The sequence below is a fragment of the Cobetia sp. BL01 genome, assembly GCF_056493605.1.
This window is the reverse complement of the sequence record NZ_JBVBEE010000001.1, coordinates 56,812-69,902: the sequence shown is the minus strand read 5'-3', so window position 1 is coordinate 69,902 and position 13,091 is coordinate 56,812. Positions and strand designations below refer to the sequence as shown.

Below are 13,091 nucleotides of genomic sequence, written 5' to 3'. Positions count from 1 at the left end.
TGTCGCGATGAATTTTTTTACTCATTTCAAGATAATGCTTGCAACATGGTCGTTAATAAATAAAGAGTCTCCTTACTTTATCGGTGGTGCATTCTTTTTAGCAACATCCAGGCTGTTTCAACTGGCTGCTTTTTTCCTACCATTGAAGATACTTATCTTGGTCTCATCGGATGTTAAGCCAAGCTACATACAAATATTACCATTTGACCTTGGTTTGAACGAAGCTGTTGTAATTTTTTCCTGCCTTGTTCCTATTGTCTATATCATGTATATAGTATGTGGGGTAATAAGTCGAAGAAGCCTCGACTATAGTCAATCTATCTTCATTGAAAATAGTGCTATTACATCCAAAGATAAAAAAGCTAACAAGCTTAAAAAAATGCATGGACACATCGGAAAAGCAGCATCTGAATTCGTTTTAATTTCGTTATCCATGTTGCTGGTGTTAATGGTAAGTATCTCTACTGCATTAATATTGCTATTAATGATGATAATCACGATAGCTGCTATGTTCAAGATAGCGATATTTATGAAAGATACTGACAGAACCAGTTACTTCAAGTTGCATCGGAAACAATGTATAGAATATGCAACTTCTGCGAATTTTATATTGGTATTTGTGGCCATACTGACTCAGGTGATGTATTTTGGGATGGGAGTAATCATAGCAATTTACGTATTACTTATGTCACGAATGCTATTTCAAGCACTTCAGCGTTACTGCATAGAATTGATGTATATCGACATTAATTTATTAGATTCAAAGATGAGATAAATAATTCATATCGGCGATTATATCTCGACTGAATCTAAAGCAAAAAATGCAAATAGTTAAGCTGGATTGTGCCACCATCTTTTATAGGATGGCAATTTCATTTTTAGCGTCAAGTTCACATATTGGAATAAGTAATGAACCAGGTATCCTCTCCCGTTTCTACAATTGATGATATTGAAGACAATATCGTCGCGTCCCTAAATGGTAATATTTTAGAAATAAGCGATGACACAAAATTAAGATCGATCACCTTGAATTTAGATAAATTGTCTGGCAGTAATAAAGTTGCTTTTAAGTTACAACTGAAGAAAAATGAAATAAATAGAGTGTTGTTGGTACAGGACTTGTCTGCTACTAACGAGATACTGGTTGTTTACACCACTAAACATTCAGTCATCTGCATGAGGAAGTTAAACAATGGTAGTCATCCGCTAAAGCAGTTTGTTAAAGTAAAATTTAAAATACTATATTTAAGTATAAATAAGCAAAATTTTAGCTTCGTTTATATAGCTGCTATATCTAACCCATATGGTTTAAGTATTTCAAAAACTGAGATATATTTAGATGACCAAAATATTTTTCCGATAGACGTGCCCATACATCTATCTTTCCCTAAAACAAAGCTTAAGCTATTGAGATTAGCAAAGGTAAAAAGAATAAGTATGCAACAGCTATTGTGCGATGGAGAACCGCCTATTAATAGCCATTTGAAGATTAGGCTAGAAATAAACGATATGGCTACTACATACTCAGCTCAAACACTAAAGATACACAAGCCAAAAAATAAAAGAAATTATTACGTACCTATATCTACGTGTTCCTATAAAGATTATGCTTTTCATATCAGGCGCACACTCAATGGAACTCCAACTTTAGTTCGTCGACTAAAAGATCCAGTAGAAAAAACTCGTCAGTTCAAGATACTGGAGTCTAGCTTAGTAAGCTTGTCATTATATGGCGCCGGTAAGTGTGTCAAATATCTTAGTCGTAAAAGCTGTAATGTTTTTTTTGAGAAGTTTGCCGCTAAAGCAGAAGAAGGGACTTACGAAATATTCTGTAAGTCTATTCAAAGCAATAATTCCAATAATGTTTTTGTCATCAGTAAGGAGTCGGATGATTACCCTGAAATTCAAGGAAATCCTAAAGTGGTGGTAAAGTATTCGCCGAAATATTACTGGTACCTATATAGAGCGAATAATTTAATTTCAACCGAAGCTCCGGCGCATGTCAATTTATTGAGAAGCAATAATAAATATATAAAAAAAGCATTAATAAATACAAGTTTTGTTTTTCTGCAGCATGGTATTATATATATGAAGAATATGGATAGAAAGGGGGCATTTTCAAGAGGTAAAGAAGCAGAGCCAAGTTATATGGTTGTTAGTAGTGAGAAAGAAAAGCAAATTGTATCAAAAATGTTAAAATTGCCAGAAGATAGGTTGCTAAATGTAGGGTTGCCCTCTTTTGATAGTATTCAGCCCAACAGCATAGATTGTACTTCCAGAAATATAGTTACAATAATGTTGACTTGGAAGCCTTACGAAGAGCATTTCAGGGATTTCTCCTCAACAAGTTATTATCAAAATACAGTTGCCATAGCTAGATCGCTAAAAAATCGTCTACATAGTTCTGAAGTTAGAATTGTCGCTCATCCCAAAGTATATGAGGCAATAAGCAATACTGATCTCAAGGGTCAATTATGGTCCGGGAAAATTTCTGAGGCTTTGAAAGATACAAAACTACTTATTACAGATTATTCGTCTGTATGTTATAACTCTTTCTATCGCGGTGCAGGTATTATTTTTTTCCAGCCAGACATCGCTGAGTATGAGAAAGAAACTGGTACTTTAATCCCAAGCGATGATGAATATATTGGGCGAAGATGTTTTTCTATAATAGAACTAAGATCTATTCTTGACGAGGTGATAATAGATAATGAGATAAGCTTAGCCGACGTAAGAACTGCTGAGCACGAAGCGAGATATAAAGAAATCAATCAGTTTAGTGATGGCAACAATGTCGATAGGCTGTTTAGTGCACTTTCTTCACTCAAGATTGTTTGACGTCAAGCAGATGTGAAAAGAGTGAAGAGATATTAGCTTCCGCCTTGATGATGCCTGAATAGGGTTAAGCTAAGATGAGGTTATATTAGATGAAGCAAAACCCAATAGATATTTCACATGAGAGTGTGAAAACGGTTATTACCTATGGCACGTTTGATATGTTCCATATCGGGCATCTCAACCTCCTGAAGCGTCTCAGTGAGAGAGGTGATCGCCTGATCGTCGGTGTGTCGACTGATGAGTTCAACTTGCTGAAAGGCAAGAAGACACTGATTCCCTACGATCAGCGTGCCAAGATCGTGGAAGCGATCGATTGTGTAGATCTCGTGATCCCTGAAAACGACTGGGAGCAAAAAGTACGCGACGTCAAGGAATATAATGTCGATACTTTCGCAATAGGGGAAGATTGGAAAGGGGAGTTCGACTTCCTGCAGGAATATTGTGAGGTGCTGTATCTGGAGCGCACCAAGGATATTTCCACGACGGATTTGAAGCGCTCACTGAAGCGGTTCTTGTCAATTCCTCATGAAGATCTCATCAAGGCTTTCGAAGTCTTGGAATTGCTCCGTAGAGATCTTGAATAATGATTATATTACGAACGCTATGAAAGCTCAAAATCGTGTCTTGAGTGGCTATACTATGTATACCACTGAATTGGTACGCCTGGTTGATTTCTGTATTATCTTTCTGGCAGGGTTCAGTGCGCACTGGTTCCATTTTGGGGGGCTGGATGTTTCCGAGAGATATGGATGGGGCATGTTGCTGGGGGGGATATTAGCTCTTCTGGTATTGCCGCATTTCAATATCTATCGTTCCTGGAGAGGGCAAGTCCGCTTCCGCCTGGTATTCCAGATCATGGCCGGATACATGATGTTGGGAGGGCTGTTGGCGCTGGTCATGTTCATGACCAAGACAGGTGACAAGTTCTCCCGGCTGTGGGTTGGTTACTGGATGGTAAGTGCTACGACCTACTCCATCCTGATACGTGCGAGTGCTTATCCTGTCCTCAATCATTTGCGAGCCAAGGGCAAGAATCGCAAAAGTGTCCTCTTGATTGGCGATGCCTTAACCTGTGTTGGTGCTGTGCGTCAGCTAGCCAAGATCCCGACAGCAGGATTTGATGTAGAACGAGTCATCTTGACTGGGGGGGTTGAGCATTGGGGGTGGAGCGCGATCGAGCCAGAGCGCTACCAGCCTGACCAACAGATCGTCCATCAGGAGCAGGAAGTCTGGATCTGTCTCCCATTGACGCAAGGTAACCTGGTTCGTGATATCCAGTCAGAGTTGAGCCTGACGACCTGCAATGTGCGTTATATGCCCGATATGCGTGATTTCCGCCTTATCAACCATGATGTATCAGATGTTGCCGGTCTGTTCATGCTTGATCTGAGTTGCAGTCGCATGTCGCTGGGCGCAAAGCTTCTCAAGTGGATCGAGGATCGCCTGTTGTCATTGATCATCGTGATTCTGCTGTCACCTTTATTGGCGCTTATCGCGCTATTGGTGAAATGTACCTCTGCGGGTCCGGTGTTCTATACCCAAGAAAGGGTCGGGCTGAACGGAAAGCCTTTCAATATGCTGAAATTCCGCTCGATGCCAGTCGACAGTGAAAAGGGTGGGGTGCAATGGGGAAATGCCCAGACGAAACGAACTACCCTTGTGGGCAGGTTCCTTCGCAAGACCAGCCTAGATGAGTTGCCGCAGTTCCTCAACGTGCTCAAAGGTGACATGTCAATCGTGGGGCCGCGTCCGGAACGCACGATCTTCGTCGAAAAACTTCGTCACGAAATTCCTGGTTATATGCAAAAGCATATGGTCAAGGCCGGTATCACGGGCTGGGCACAGATCAATGGTTGGCGAGGCGATACGGACCTGGCCAAGCGAATTGAATGCGATCTGTGGTATGTAGAGCATTGGTCATTATGGCTGGACTTACGTATCATCATGCTGACTCTCTTCAAGGGTTTGATCCATAAACATGCGTACTGACACATTGGTGAAAGTGAAATGAATATCGAAGTCGAAAAATCCTATCGGCTTCTACGGTTTTTGAATAAACCACGCCACCCATTACTTCGTTATCCTTTGGCCTTGTTATCCGGCATTGGTGTGTGGATGTTGGGTGCGCCTCTGGCCGTAGCGGCAGACAGTATCAAGCTTGCATCGCGAAGCAATGGACTGAAAATCGTCGTGCGGCGAGGCATCTGGTTTGCGCATACCGGGTGGCTGCCTGTGTCGACCAGATCTGATTTCTTCTTCGATATTTCTGAAGAAATGTCTACCAAGGCGGCCGACTGCCTCATTGCCTGGTTGGCTGACAACCGGCGCATCACTGACTTTGAGCGCCATATCTGGCAAGCTGATCTGCATGGTGGGAAGCTGGAAGAAGCCGATTTCTCAGAGTGTGATAATGATCGTGATACGTCTACCAGCAGTCTGGTCATCTCTCCGCAAGACTCACTCTGGCAATATGACAAATCCTTCTGCGCCAGCGTCAATCATGCATTGTCGATCATTAGCGCTGACATGGACAATCCGACAGCAGTGCCTGTCGTGGCGCATAAGTTCCAGAAGTCAGCGCAGTCGTTTGACAAGAATGATGCCTATCGCACGATCAAGGATTGCGATAGTTTGATGGGTAGCCTTGAGTGGCCCTGGTATGTCATCAGTGGCACGCTTCTTGGAGCCGTGAGAGAACAGGATTTTCTGGGACATGACTACGATATTGATATCGGTGTCGATGCCAAGGACTTCGATATCAAGCAACTTCGAGATGCTGTTGCTGGATCCAATAATACCTGGTTCATAAAGTCAGAAAGTTATTGTACTTTCCGGGAAGTCGTATCCGAGAGTGCTGTGCGATATTCCAGATTGACTCAGCCGATACTTGTCAAACTCGTGCACCATACCGGCCTTGTCGCTGACCTTTTTGTTCATGTGCAAGAGGGGAGCGTCGTCTGGCATGGCTCCGCTATCCATCGGTGGGACAACTCGGAGTTTTCGTTGACTGACTACACCTTGGGCAGTCAGGTAGTCAAAGGTGCCGCAGATGCAGATCGTTACTTGACTGAGAACTATGGCGATTGGCGTACCCCCGTGACGCGTTTCGATTGTAGTATTGATCCTCCGAATATCCGTTATTCTCGAACTGCGCGTTCAATCACGTACTTGAGCAAGGTCATTTATCGCTATCTGCTTGACGGTGATGTCGAGAAGGCACGGCAATACCTCTCTGCACTGGAAAGCGATGGGATGATCCTCAAGCAAGACGGTGTCTATCGTTATTGTTAGAGGATCGCGAAGATACCGCTTCTCGCATCGTGGGAATGCTGCAGGTATCGCGTGACGGTATCATGGATATGAATGACAAAAGCCCGCCAAATTGGCGGGCTTTTTTGTTTGTCATCGCATGACCTGGCGCTCCCCATCCACCAAGCGGCTGATGTCTGAGGACGCATCGTGCTTGAGCTCCGGCGGGAGCAGGGCATCCGGCAGATCCTGATAGCAGACTGGACGCAGAAAGCGGTGAATGGCGGCGGTGCCCACCGAGGTGGTGCGGCTGTCGGAGGTGGCGGGCCAGGGGCCGCCGTGCACCATGGCGTCACAGACTTCGACCCCTGTCGGCCAGCCATTGACGAGGATGCGGCCTGCACGACGCTCCAGCACTGGTAGTAAGTGGCAGGCCGCGGTGTGATCTGCCTCATCGAGATGCAGCGTGGCGGTCAGTTGGCCTTCGAGTGCACTGCAGACCTGCTTGAGCTGAGCGAGATCCTCGCATTCGATGATCAGCGAACTTGAGCCGAACACTTCCGCCTGCATGGCCTCATTGGCAAGAAAGTCACTCGCCTGGGTGCTGAACAGCTGTGTCTGACACGGGCTGGCGATGGGAGAGTCGCTTTCACCGCTGGCCAGACAGGTGATGCCTGGCTGTTCGGACAGGCTCGCGACGCCTTGGGCATAGGCCTTGTGGATGCCGGGTGTCAGCATGGTCTGCACCGGGCTTGCCTGGATGGCAGGGATGGCCGCCTGCTTGAAGCGTTCCAGCGCTGCGCCTTTCACTGCCAGCACCAGGCCCGGGTTGGTGCAGAACTGCCCGGCGCCCATGTTGAGCGAGCCGACGAAGGCCTCACCCAGCAATTCGGCGCGGGCTTCCAGGGCAGCCGGCATCAGGATGACCGGATTGATGCTGCTCATTTCGGCGTAGACTGGAATCGGCTGCGGACGCGATTGGGCGAGCGTCAGCAGGGCGGTGCCCCCACTGCGCGAGCCGGTAAAGCCGACCGCCTGGATCTCGGGATGCTTGACCAGTGCCTGACCGACCTCATTTCCCGGGCCGAACAGCAACGAGAAGATGCCTTCCGGCATCTGACAACGCTTGGCGGCGCGAGCGACGGCCTGACCGACCAGTTCCGAGGTACCCGGGTGGGCCGAGTGTCCCTTGACCACGACCGGACAGCCTGCAGCCAGTGCGGAGGCGGTATCGCCGCCGGCCACCGAGAAGGCCAGCGGGAAGTTGCTGGCACCGAAGACGGCGACCGGGCCAAGCGGGATCTGACGCTGGCGCAGATCGGCACGCGGCAGGGGAGTGCGCTCCGGCAGCGCAGGGTCGACGCGCACATCCTGCCACTCACCGCGACGCAGCACCTTGGCGAACAGCTTGAGCTGTCCGCAGGTGCGACCGCGTTCACCGTTCAGGCGTGCCTCTGGCAGGCCGGTTTCCTGCATTCCGCGCTGGGTCAGGGTCTCGCCGAGTGCCTCGATCTCCTCGGCGATGGTCTCGAGGAAGAGGGCTCTTTCTTCGGGCGTCGTGGCGCGATAGGCATCAAAGGCCTGGCCGGCCAGTCGGCAGGCCTCTTCCACATCCCCTGCATTGGCCCCCGGGTAGCCGGGTGCCAGGCGCTCTCCGGTGGCCGGATTGATGGCGTGGATCGCCTCGCCCTTGGCGGCAAAGCTTCGCTGTCCGATGAGCTGATGGCCGTTGAGTGTCATGGTGCCTCCTGTCTGGCATGTTGGGTGAGTCTGGCATCGGGGGTGATAGCGGCAATCGGCAGCCGATACCAGTGAATGGCGTTGTCGTGCAGAACCTGGTCGAACGCGATCTGGCGTAGGTCGTGAGACGCCGTCTGCGCAATGGCACCGGTCACCAGTGATAGCCAGTCGCCATAGCTGACCTTGAGGCCGGAGACCGGGAAGTTGCTGGCGAACAGGCAACGACGGGGGCCGAAGATGTCCAGTACCTCGCAGAGCAGCTCGTGATTGGCGCTGGCATCCCAGGCATGCCAGGGCGTGCCCAGCTCCGAGAGCTTGACGGCGACATTCGGGTTCTCAGAAAGCGCCCGCATGCCTGCGCGCCACTGGGCGAGGCCTTCCGGCGTGCGATCCCACGGCAGGCCGCTGTGATTGAGAATGACGCGCAAGCCGGGGTAGTCCTGAAGCGTCGTGGCCGCCTCTTCGAGATGCCAGGCGGGCACGCGCAGGTCCCAGCTCAGGTCACGAGCTTTGAGCAGCGTCAGCCCCTCGCACCAGCGTGGGTCCTGCAGACTGCCGCGAGTGCCCGTTACCGACTGGCGGGTCTGGGGTGTGGCGGCGGTGACCGGCTTGGCACGCACGCCACGAAACAGCGCTGAGTCACATTGCGCGTCAAGCTGTGCGGCGCACGCCTCAGTGCCGAAAGCCGCCCAACCGACATGCGCACTTGGCAGGCCCTCGGTTACGTTCTGCTCGGTAATCCAGCGCGTCTCTTTCTCAGCCTGTGGGCGTGACGCTTCGGCTTCGCAGTGCACGCTGCCGACCAGGCGATAGCCCGCAGGCACCAGACGCTTGAGATCCGCGACCTGAAAGGGCTGGCGAATCGCGGCATAGTCGCCGAGAAAGAAGTTCTCCAGCGGCGAGTCTTCCAGCCAGGGATACGCCACCTGGCCATCCAGCGCCCAGAGATGGTGGTGCGCATCGATCAGCGGCTGGCTTTGTGAAGGTTCGCGCTGTATTGGGGTATCCGTCATGACTGGCTCGTGTCCTGGCAAGAAGTATCAAGTGCCCACTGACTCAGTGGTCACGCACCAGCAAGCAAGACACGTCCGGCTCGGCGCGTGTCGCGAAGCTTCGGCGTACCTGACCGCTCTCCAGATCCAGCACCGCGATGCGATCCCCCTTGAGCGAGACGAAGGCCTGCTCGCCATCCGGATGGAAGCTCATCGCGATGGGAATCGCCTCAAGCTGGATGGTTCCCAGCGGTGCCAGCGTTTCATCGAACAATGACAGCGAGCTTTCGCCGTAGTTGGTGGTGATCAGGCGGCCCCTGGGGTCACGGTAGACGCGATTGGGGTCACGACCGGTGGTCGCCGAGGCGCGCACGGTCATTGATTCGGTATCCACCGCCACGATGCTGTCGTCATCGCGATTGCTGATGAACAGGGTGCGGCCATCGGCGGACAGGCTGTTGCCTTCCGGCTTGCGGCCCGGAATCATCGCGATGGGCGCGAAGGTGGCATCGTGCGGCTTGAACTTGGTGATGGTGTTGCTGAGCAGGTTGATGCCGTAGGCCCAGTCGCCTACCTGGGTGAGCGCGAACAGGTGGGTCTTGTAGCCCCCGGAGGACACGGCCAGGTCCGGCGTGGTCTGGGTCAGGGGCGTGTTGAACAGCAAGAGGGTGTTGTGGCCCTCGCTCATCGCATACAGACGATCCTGCTCATCGATGCCCAGCCCATGGATGCGGTAGTACGGCCAGGTGCTGAGCGTGTTGACCAGCGTGAAGGTCTCGAGATCGACCACGAACACCGAGCAGCCGCCCTGGTCGCCGATGCAGTCGGCGCCGAGGATGCCGTAGTGGCCCACGAAGGCATAGCGGCCAGTGGAATCCACCACGAACTCATGCGGGTAATCCGGCAGGCGCAGATGGTTGAGCTCCTCGCCGCTGGTGGCGTCGTAAAGGCTCAGGGTGTGTGCGCATTTCTGGTTGAGCAGCAGAACATCTCGGGACATGACATTTCTCCAATCAGCGAGGGCCTGTTTGTTAGGGCCTGTATGTCGAGGGCTTATGCCCTCGCTGGGGTGACAGATAGATAAAACGAGCAACCGTTCAGGCGTTACTGAGTCACGGCGGCCGTGGTCTTCTGCGTGCCTTGCGGCTGGGCGTCGGTCGCGACATCGGCACTGGCCTGACTGGCGCCCTGGATGGCATCGATCCAGTCACGGCCATTGGCGGCGATATAGCTATCCCAGGTGGGCAGCACGACTTTCTGGAAGGCGGCGGTATCGACGTCGGTCTCGATCTCCATGCCTTTGGCGGCCAGTTCAGTGAGAATCTTCTGCTCGTTCTTCGCGTTCAGTTCGCGCTGATAATCACCGGCCTCGCGTGCTGCGCTCACCAGCACCTGCTGATATGCCGGTGACAGGCTCTCGAAGGTGTCGTCGTTCATCACCATCAACAGCGAGGTATAGGCCTGGTTGGTCAGTGACAGGTAGTCCTGCACTTCGTAGAAGCCCGCCGACCAGACGATGCTGATCGGGTGGTCCTGCGCATCGACCGTGCCGGTCTCCATCGCGGTGTAGAGCTCACCCAGCGGCATCGGCACCGGGTTCGCGCCGAGCAGGGAGAAGGCCTCGATCAGTGACTTGTTGGAGTTGGTGCGCATCACCAGGCCATCGACATCCGCGGGTGTCTTGATCGGATGTTTCGAGTTGGTCATCGCGCGGAAGCCGACCTCCCAGAAGGCCAGGCCCTTGAGGTTGTCTCCCCTGAGCAGTGCCAGGGCATTGTCGCCGACCTTGCCGTCCAGCACCCGATAGGCCGTCTTGCGGTCGGGGAAGATGTAGGGCAGATCGAAGGCGCCCAGCGCCGGCTGCAGGCCCGCGAAGTTGGGGTTGCCGGACAGCTCGATATCGATGGTGCCGCTGCGCACGCCGGCGATCATCTGCTGGTCACCGCCGAGCACGCCGTTGCCGAAGATGTTGACGGTGATCTCGCCATCCGTGCCTTCCTTGACCAGCTCGGCGAAGCGCTCGGCCGCCTGTTGCTGGGTATCGGTGGTCGGGGCCGCGTGCGCCAGCTTGAGCACCGTGGCTGCATGCGCGGCGCTCATTGGCGCAAGGAGAAGCAGGCTGGCGAGGGAGGTCTTAAGCATTGGCGTCATGGAAAGGCTCTCTTGTCGTTGTTGTCGTGAGTGGCTCGGTTTTCGTGAGTGGCGCTGGCGACCTGCAGAATTGCGGGTCAGTCGGTCATCCAGTACAGGGGCACGGTGATGATCTGCGGGAAGGCCACGAACAGCAGCAGAATCACCACATAGGCGAGGGCGAAGGGCGCGACGCCACTGACCGCTTTCTCGAACTTGAGGTTGCCGACGCTGGTGATCACGTTGAGCACGTTGCCGACCGGCGGTGTGATCAGGCCGATGGCGCAGTTGAGGACGAACATGATCCCGAAGTAGACCGGATCGATACCGGCCAGCTTGACGATGGGCATCAGGATCGGCGTGAGCACCAGAATGGTCGGCGTCAGGTCCATCACCATGCCGACCACCAGCACGATGCCCATGATGGCGAGCATCAGGATGCGCGGATCATCGGCCAGCGGCTGCAGCAGACCGGCGACCATCAGCGGCAGCTGGGCGATGCTGATCAGCCAGGAGGCGACCATCGCGGCGGCCACCAGGAACATCACGATGGCGGTGCTGCGCGCGGCCTGGGCGAGGACGGCGTAGAGCTGGCTCAAGTCCAGTTCCCGGTAGACCACGGTGGCGACGAAGATGGCGTAGACCGCGGCGACCACGCCGGCTTCGGTCGGGGTGAAGATGCCGCTCTTGATGCCGCCGATGATGATGACCGGCAGCATGATGGCCCAGAAGCTGTCCTTGAGTGCCTTGAGGCGCTCACGCCCGCTGGCCTTCTTGGTGACGACCAGATCTTCCTTGCGGGTCATGAACAGCCACATCACCACCAGAGTCACGCCCATGATCAGCCCCGGCACGATCCCGGCGAGGAACAGCTTGCTGATCGAGATGCCACCGGCGACCCCGATGATGATCAGAGGAATCGAGGGCGGGATGATCGGCGCGATGATCCCGCCGGCAGCCATCAGGCCGGAGGAGCGACCCAGCGGATAGCCCGCCTTGCGCATCATCGGCAGCAGCATGCTAGCAAGCGCGGCGGTATCCGCGACCGCGGAGCCGGACAGACTGGCCATGACGATGGCGGCGAAGATGGCCACGAAACCCAGTCCGCCCTTGCGGTGACCCACCAACGACATCGCCAGCGTGACGATGCGCTGGGAGAGCCCGCCACGCGACATCACTTCCCCGGCGGTGAGGAAGAAGGGAATGGCCAGCAGGGTGTAGCTGTCGGCGCCGTTGACGAGGTTCTGGGCCAGGATCTGCGAGTTGAACAGATCCAGATGCAGCATCAGCACGATGGCACTGACCAGCAGGGCAAAGGCGATGGGGAGGCTCAGGCCGATGGCGGCCAGCAGGGAGCCGAGGAAGAGCCCGATGGTCATGGCGTGTCTCCTTGCTGATCAGATGAGGGGCTGGCGGCATTCGGTGGCGTGATGCCATGTAGGGCAAGGGGCGTCAGCAATCGCCACAGCAGGATCAGCGACATCAATACGCCTGCCATCAGGCCGGCGAGATAGAAGACGCCGACGGGAATGCCGCTGATGGGAGAGAGATTGCTCCAGTTGAGCACCGTCTGATCGAAGCTGCCCTTGAGCAGCATCAGGCAGCAGCCGAGCATCACCAGGGTGACGACGCGATCCAGCACCCTGCGACATGCCGCCGGCAGCTTGTCGGCGAAGGTGTTGACGCTCAGGTGCTCCTGGCGGATCAATGCCGTCACGGCGCCCATGAAGGTGACCCAGACGAACAGGAAGCGGGACAGCTCGACGCTGATCGAGATGCCGCTGTTGAAGCCGTAGCGCAGCACGACATTGACGAAGACCAGCGCGATCATCGCCACCAGTGCCAGCACCATCAGCAGGGTGAGGGCCTTCTCCAGTCCCTTGAAGATCGTCGTGATGCCGGCGGCAGTGCGGGTAGGCGCCGCTGACGCCAGCGGGGTGGCGTGGCTTCCCCGTGACTCGGAGGATGGCGCGATGGGCGGTTTGATCGACATGGATAACGGCATCTCTTGGGTCAGTTTGTTCATGGTGTTATCCCCGAAGGAAGCATCTCGATGACGGCGCGGCAGTGCGACGCTGTGGCGGGGCGTGGCAGCACTGCCGCGGGTCGTTTTCTGAGACTGGTCACCGGAACTGGTCACCG

The 13,091-nt window shown here is 53.7% G+C and carries 11 protein-coding genes; 5 read left to right on the top strand and 6 right to left on the bottom strand.

Annotation, left to right across the window (positions count from 1 at the left end):
• Positions 1-7 precede the first annotated feature (7 nt).
• The 5 genes from ACZYGA_RS00240 to ACZYGA_RS00220 all read left to right on the top strand — a co-directional run bounded on the left by ACZYGA_RS00240 (position 8) and on the right by ACZYGA_RS00220 (position 6,129).
• The gene (locus ACZYGA_RS00240; RefSeq protein WP_479398237.1) at positions 8-775 is read left to right on the top strand and encodes a hypothetical protein; all 768 of its coding nucleotides are present in this window, start codon (positions 8-10) and stop codon (positions 773-775) included.
• Positions 776-909: 134 nt separating this feature from the next.
• A complete protein-coding gene (locus ACZYGA_RS00235; protein ID WP_479398236.1) occupies positions 910-2,838 on the top strand; it encodes a CDP-glycerol glycerophosphotransferase family protein in 1,929 nt (642 codons plus the stop codon).
• Between the two features lie 89 nt (positions 2,839-2,927).
• Positions 2,928-3,422, top strand: coding sequence for an adenylyltransferase/cytidyltransferase family protein (locus ACZYGA_RS00230; RefSeq protein ID WP_479398234.1), 495 nt, complete (start codon positions 2,928-2,930; stop codon positions 3,420-3,422).
• A gap of 55 nt (positions 3,423-3,477) precedes the next feature.
• Complete coding sequence (locus ACZYGA_RS00225) at positions 3,478-4,827, top strand: undecaprenyl-phosphate glucose phosphotransferase (protein WP_479398233.1); 1,350 nt, start codon at positions 3,478-3,480, stop codon at positions 4,825-4,827.
• 18 nt (positions 4,828-4,845) lie between these two features.
• On the top strand, positions 4,846-6,129 hold the full coding sequence (locus ACZYGA_RS00220) for a hypothetical protein (RefSeq protein WP_479398232.1): 1,284 nt from the start codon (positions 4,846-4,848) through the stop codon (positions 6,127-6,129).
• 111 nt (positions 6,130-6,240) lie between these two features.
• Here ACZYGA_RS00220 and ACZYGA_RS00215 read toward each other — a convergent pair whose 3' ends face one another.
• From ACZYGA_RS00215 to ACZYGA_RS00190, 6 genes are all read right to left on the bottom strand, one after another.
• Positions 6,241-7,827: an aldehyde dehydrogenase (NADP(+)) gene (locus tag ACZYGA_RS00215; RefSeq protein ID WP_479398231.1), complete on the bottom strand. Its 1,587-nt coding sequence runs from the start codon at positions 7,825-7,827 to the stop codon at positions 6,241-6,243.
• A complete protein-coding gene (locus ACZYGA_RS00210; RefSeq protein ID WP_479398229.1) occupies positions 7,824-8,840 on the bottom strand; it encodes an amidohydrolase family protein in 1,017 nt (338 codons plus the stop codon). Before ACZYGA_RS00210 ends, ACZYGA_RS00215 begins: the two co-directional genes overlap by 4 nt.
• 43 nt (positions 8,841-8,883) lie before the next feature.
• Positions 8,884-9,819, bottom strand: coding sequence for a YncE family protein (locus tag ACZYGA_RS00205; RefSeq protein WP_479398228.1), 936 nt, complete (start codon positions 9,817-9,819; stop codon positions 8,884-8,886).
• A gap of 104 nt (positions 9,820-9,923) precedes the next feature.
• Positions 9,924-10,970, bottom strand: a complete 1,047-nt coding sequence (locus tag ACZYGA_RS00200) for a TRAP transporter substrate-binding protein (protein WP_479398227.1) — start codon at positions 10,968-10,970, stop codon at positions 9,924-9,926.
• Between the two features lie 77 nt (positions 10,971-11,047).
• Positions 11,048-12,328 carry a TRAP transporter large permease subunit gene (locus ACZYGA_RS00195; RefSeq protein WP_479398226.1) on the bottom strand — a complete coding sequence of 427 codons (1,281 nt, stop codon included), beginning with the start codon at positions 12,326-12,328 and terminating at the stop codon, positions 11,048-11,050.
• Positions 12,325-12,975: a TRAP transporter small permease gene (locus ACZYGA_RS00190; RefSeq protein ID WP_479398224.1), complete on the bottom strand. Its 651-nt coding sequence runs from the start codon at positions 12,973-12,975 to the stop codon at positions 12,325-12,327. The genes ACZYGA_RS00195 and ACZYGA_RS00190 overlap by 4 nt, the downstream gene beginning before the upstream one ends.
• Positions 12,976-13,091 lie beyond the last annotated feature (116 nt).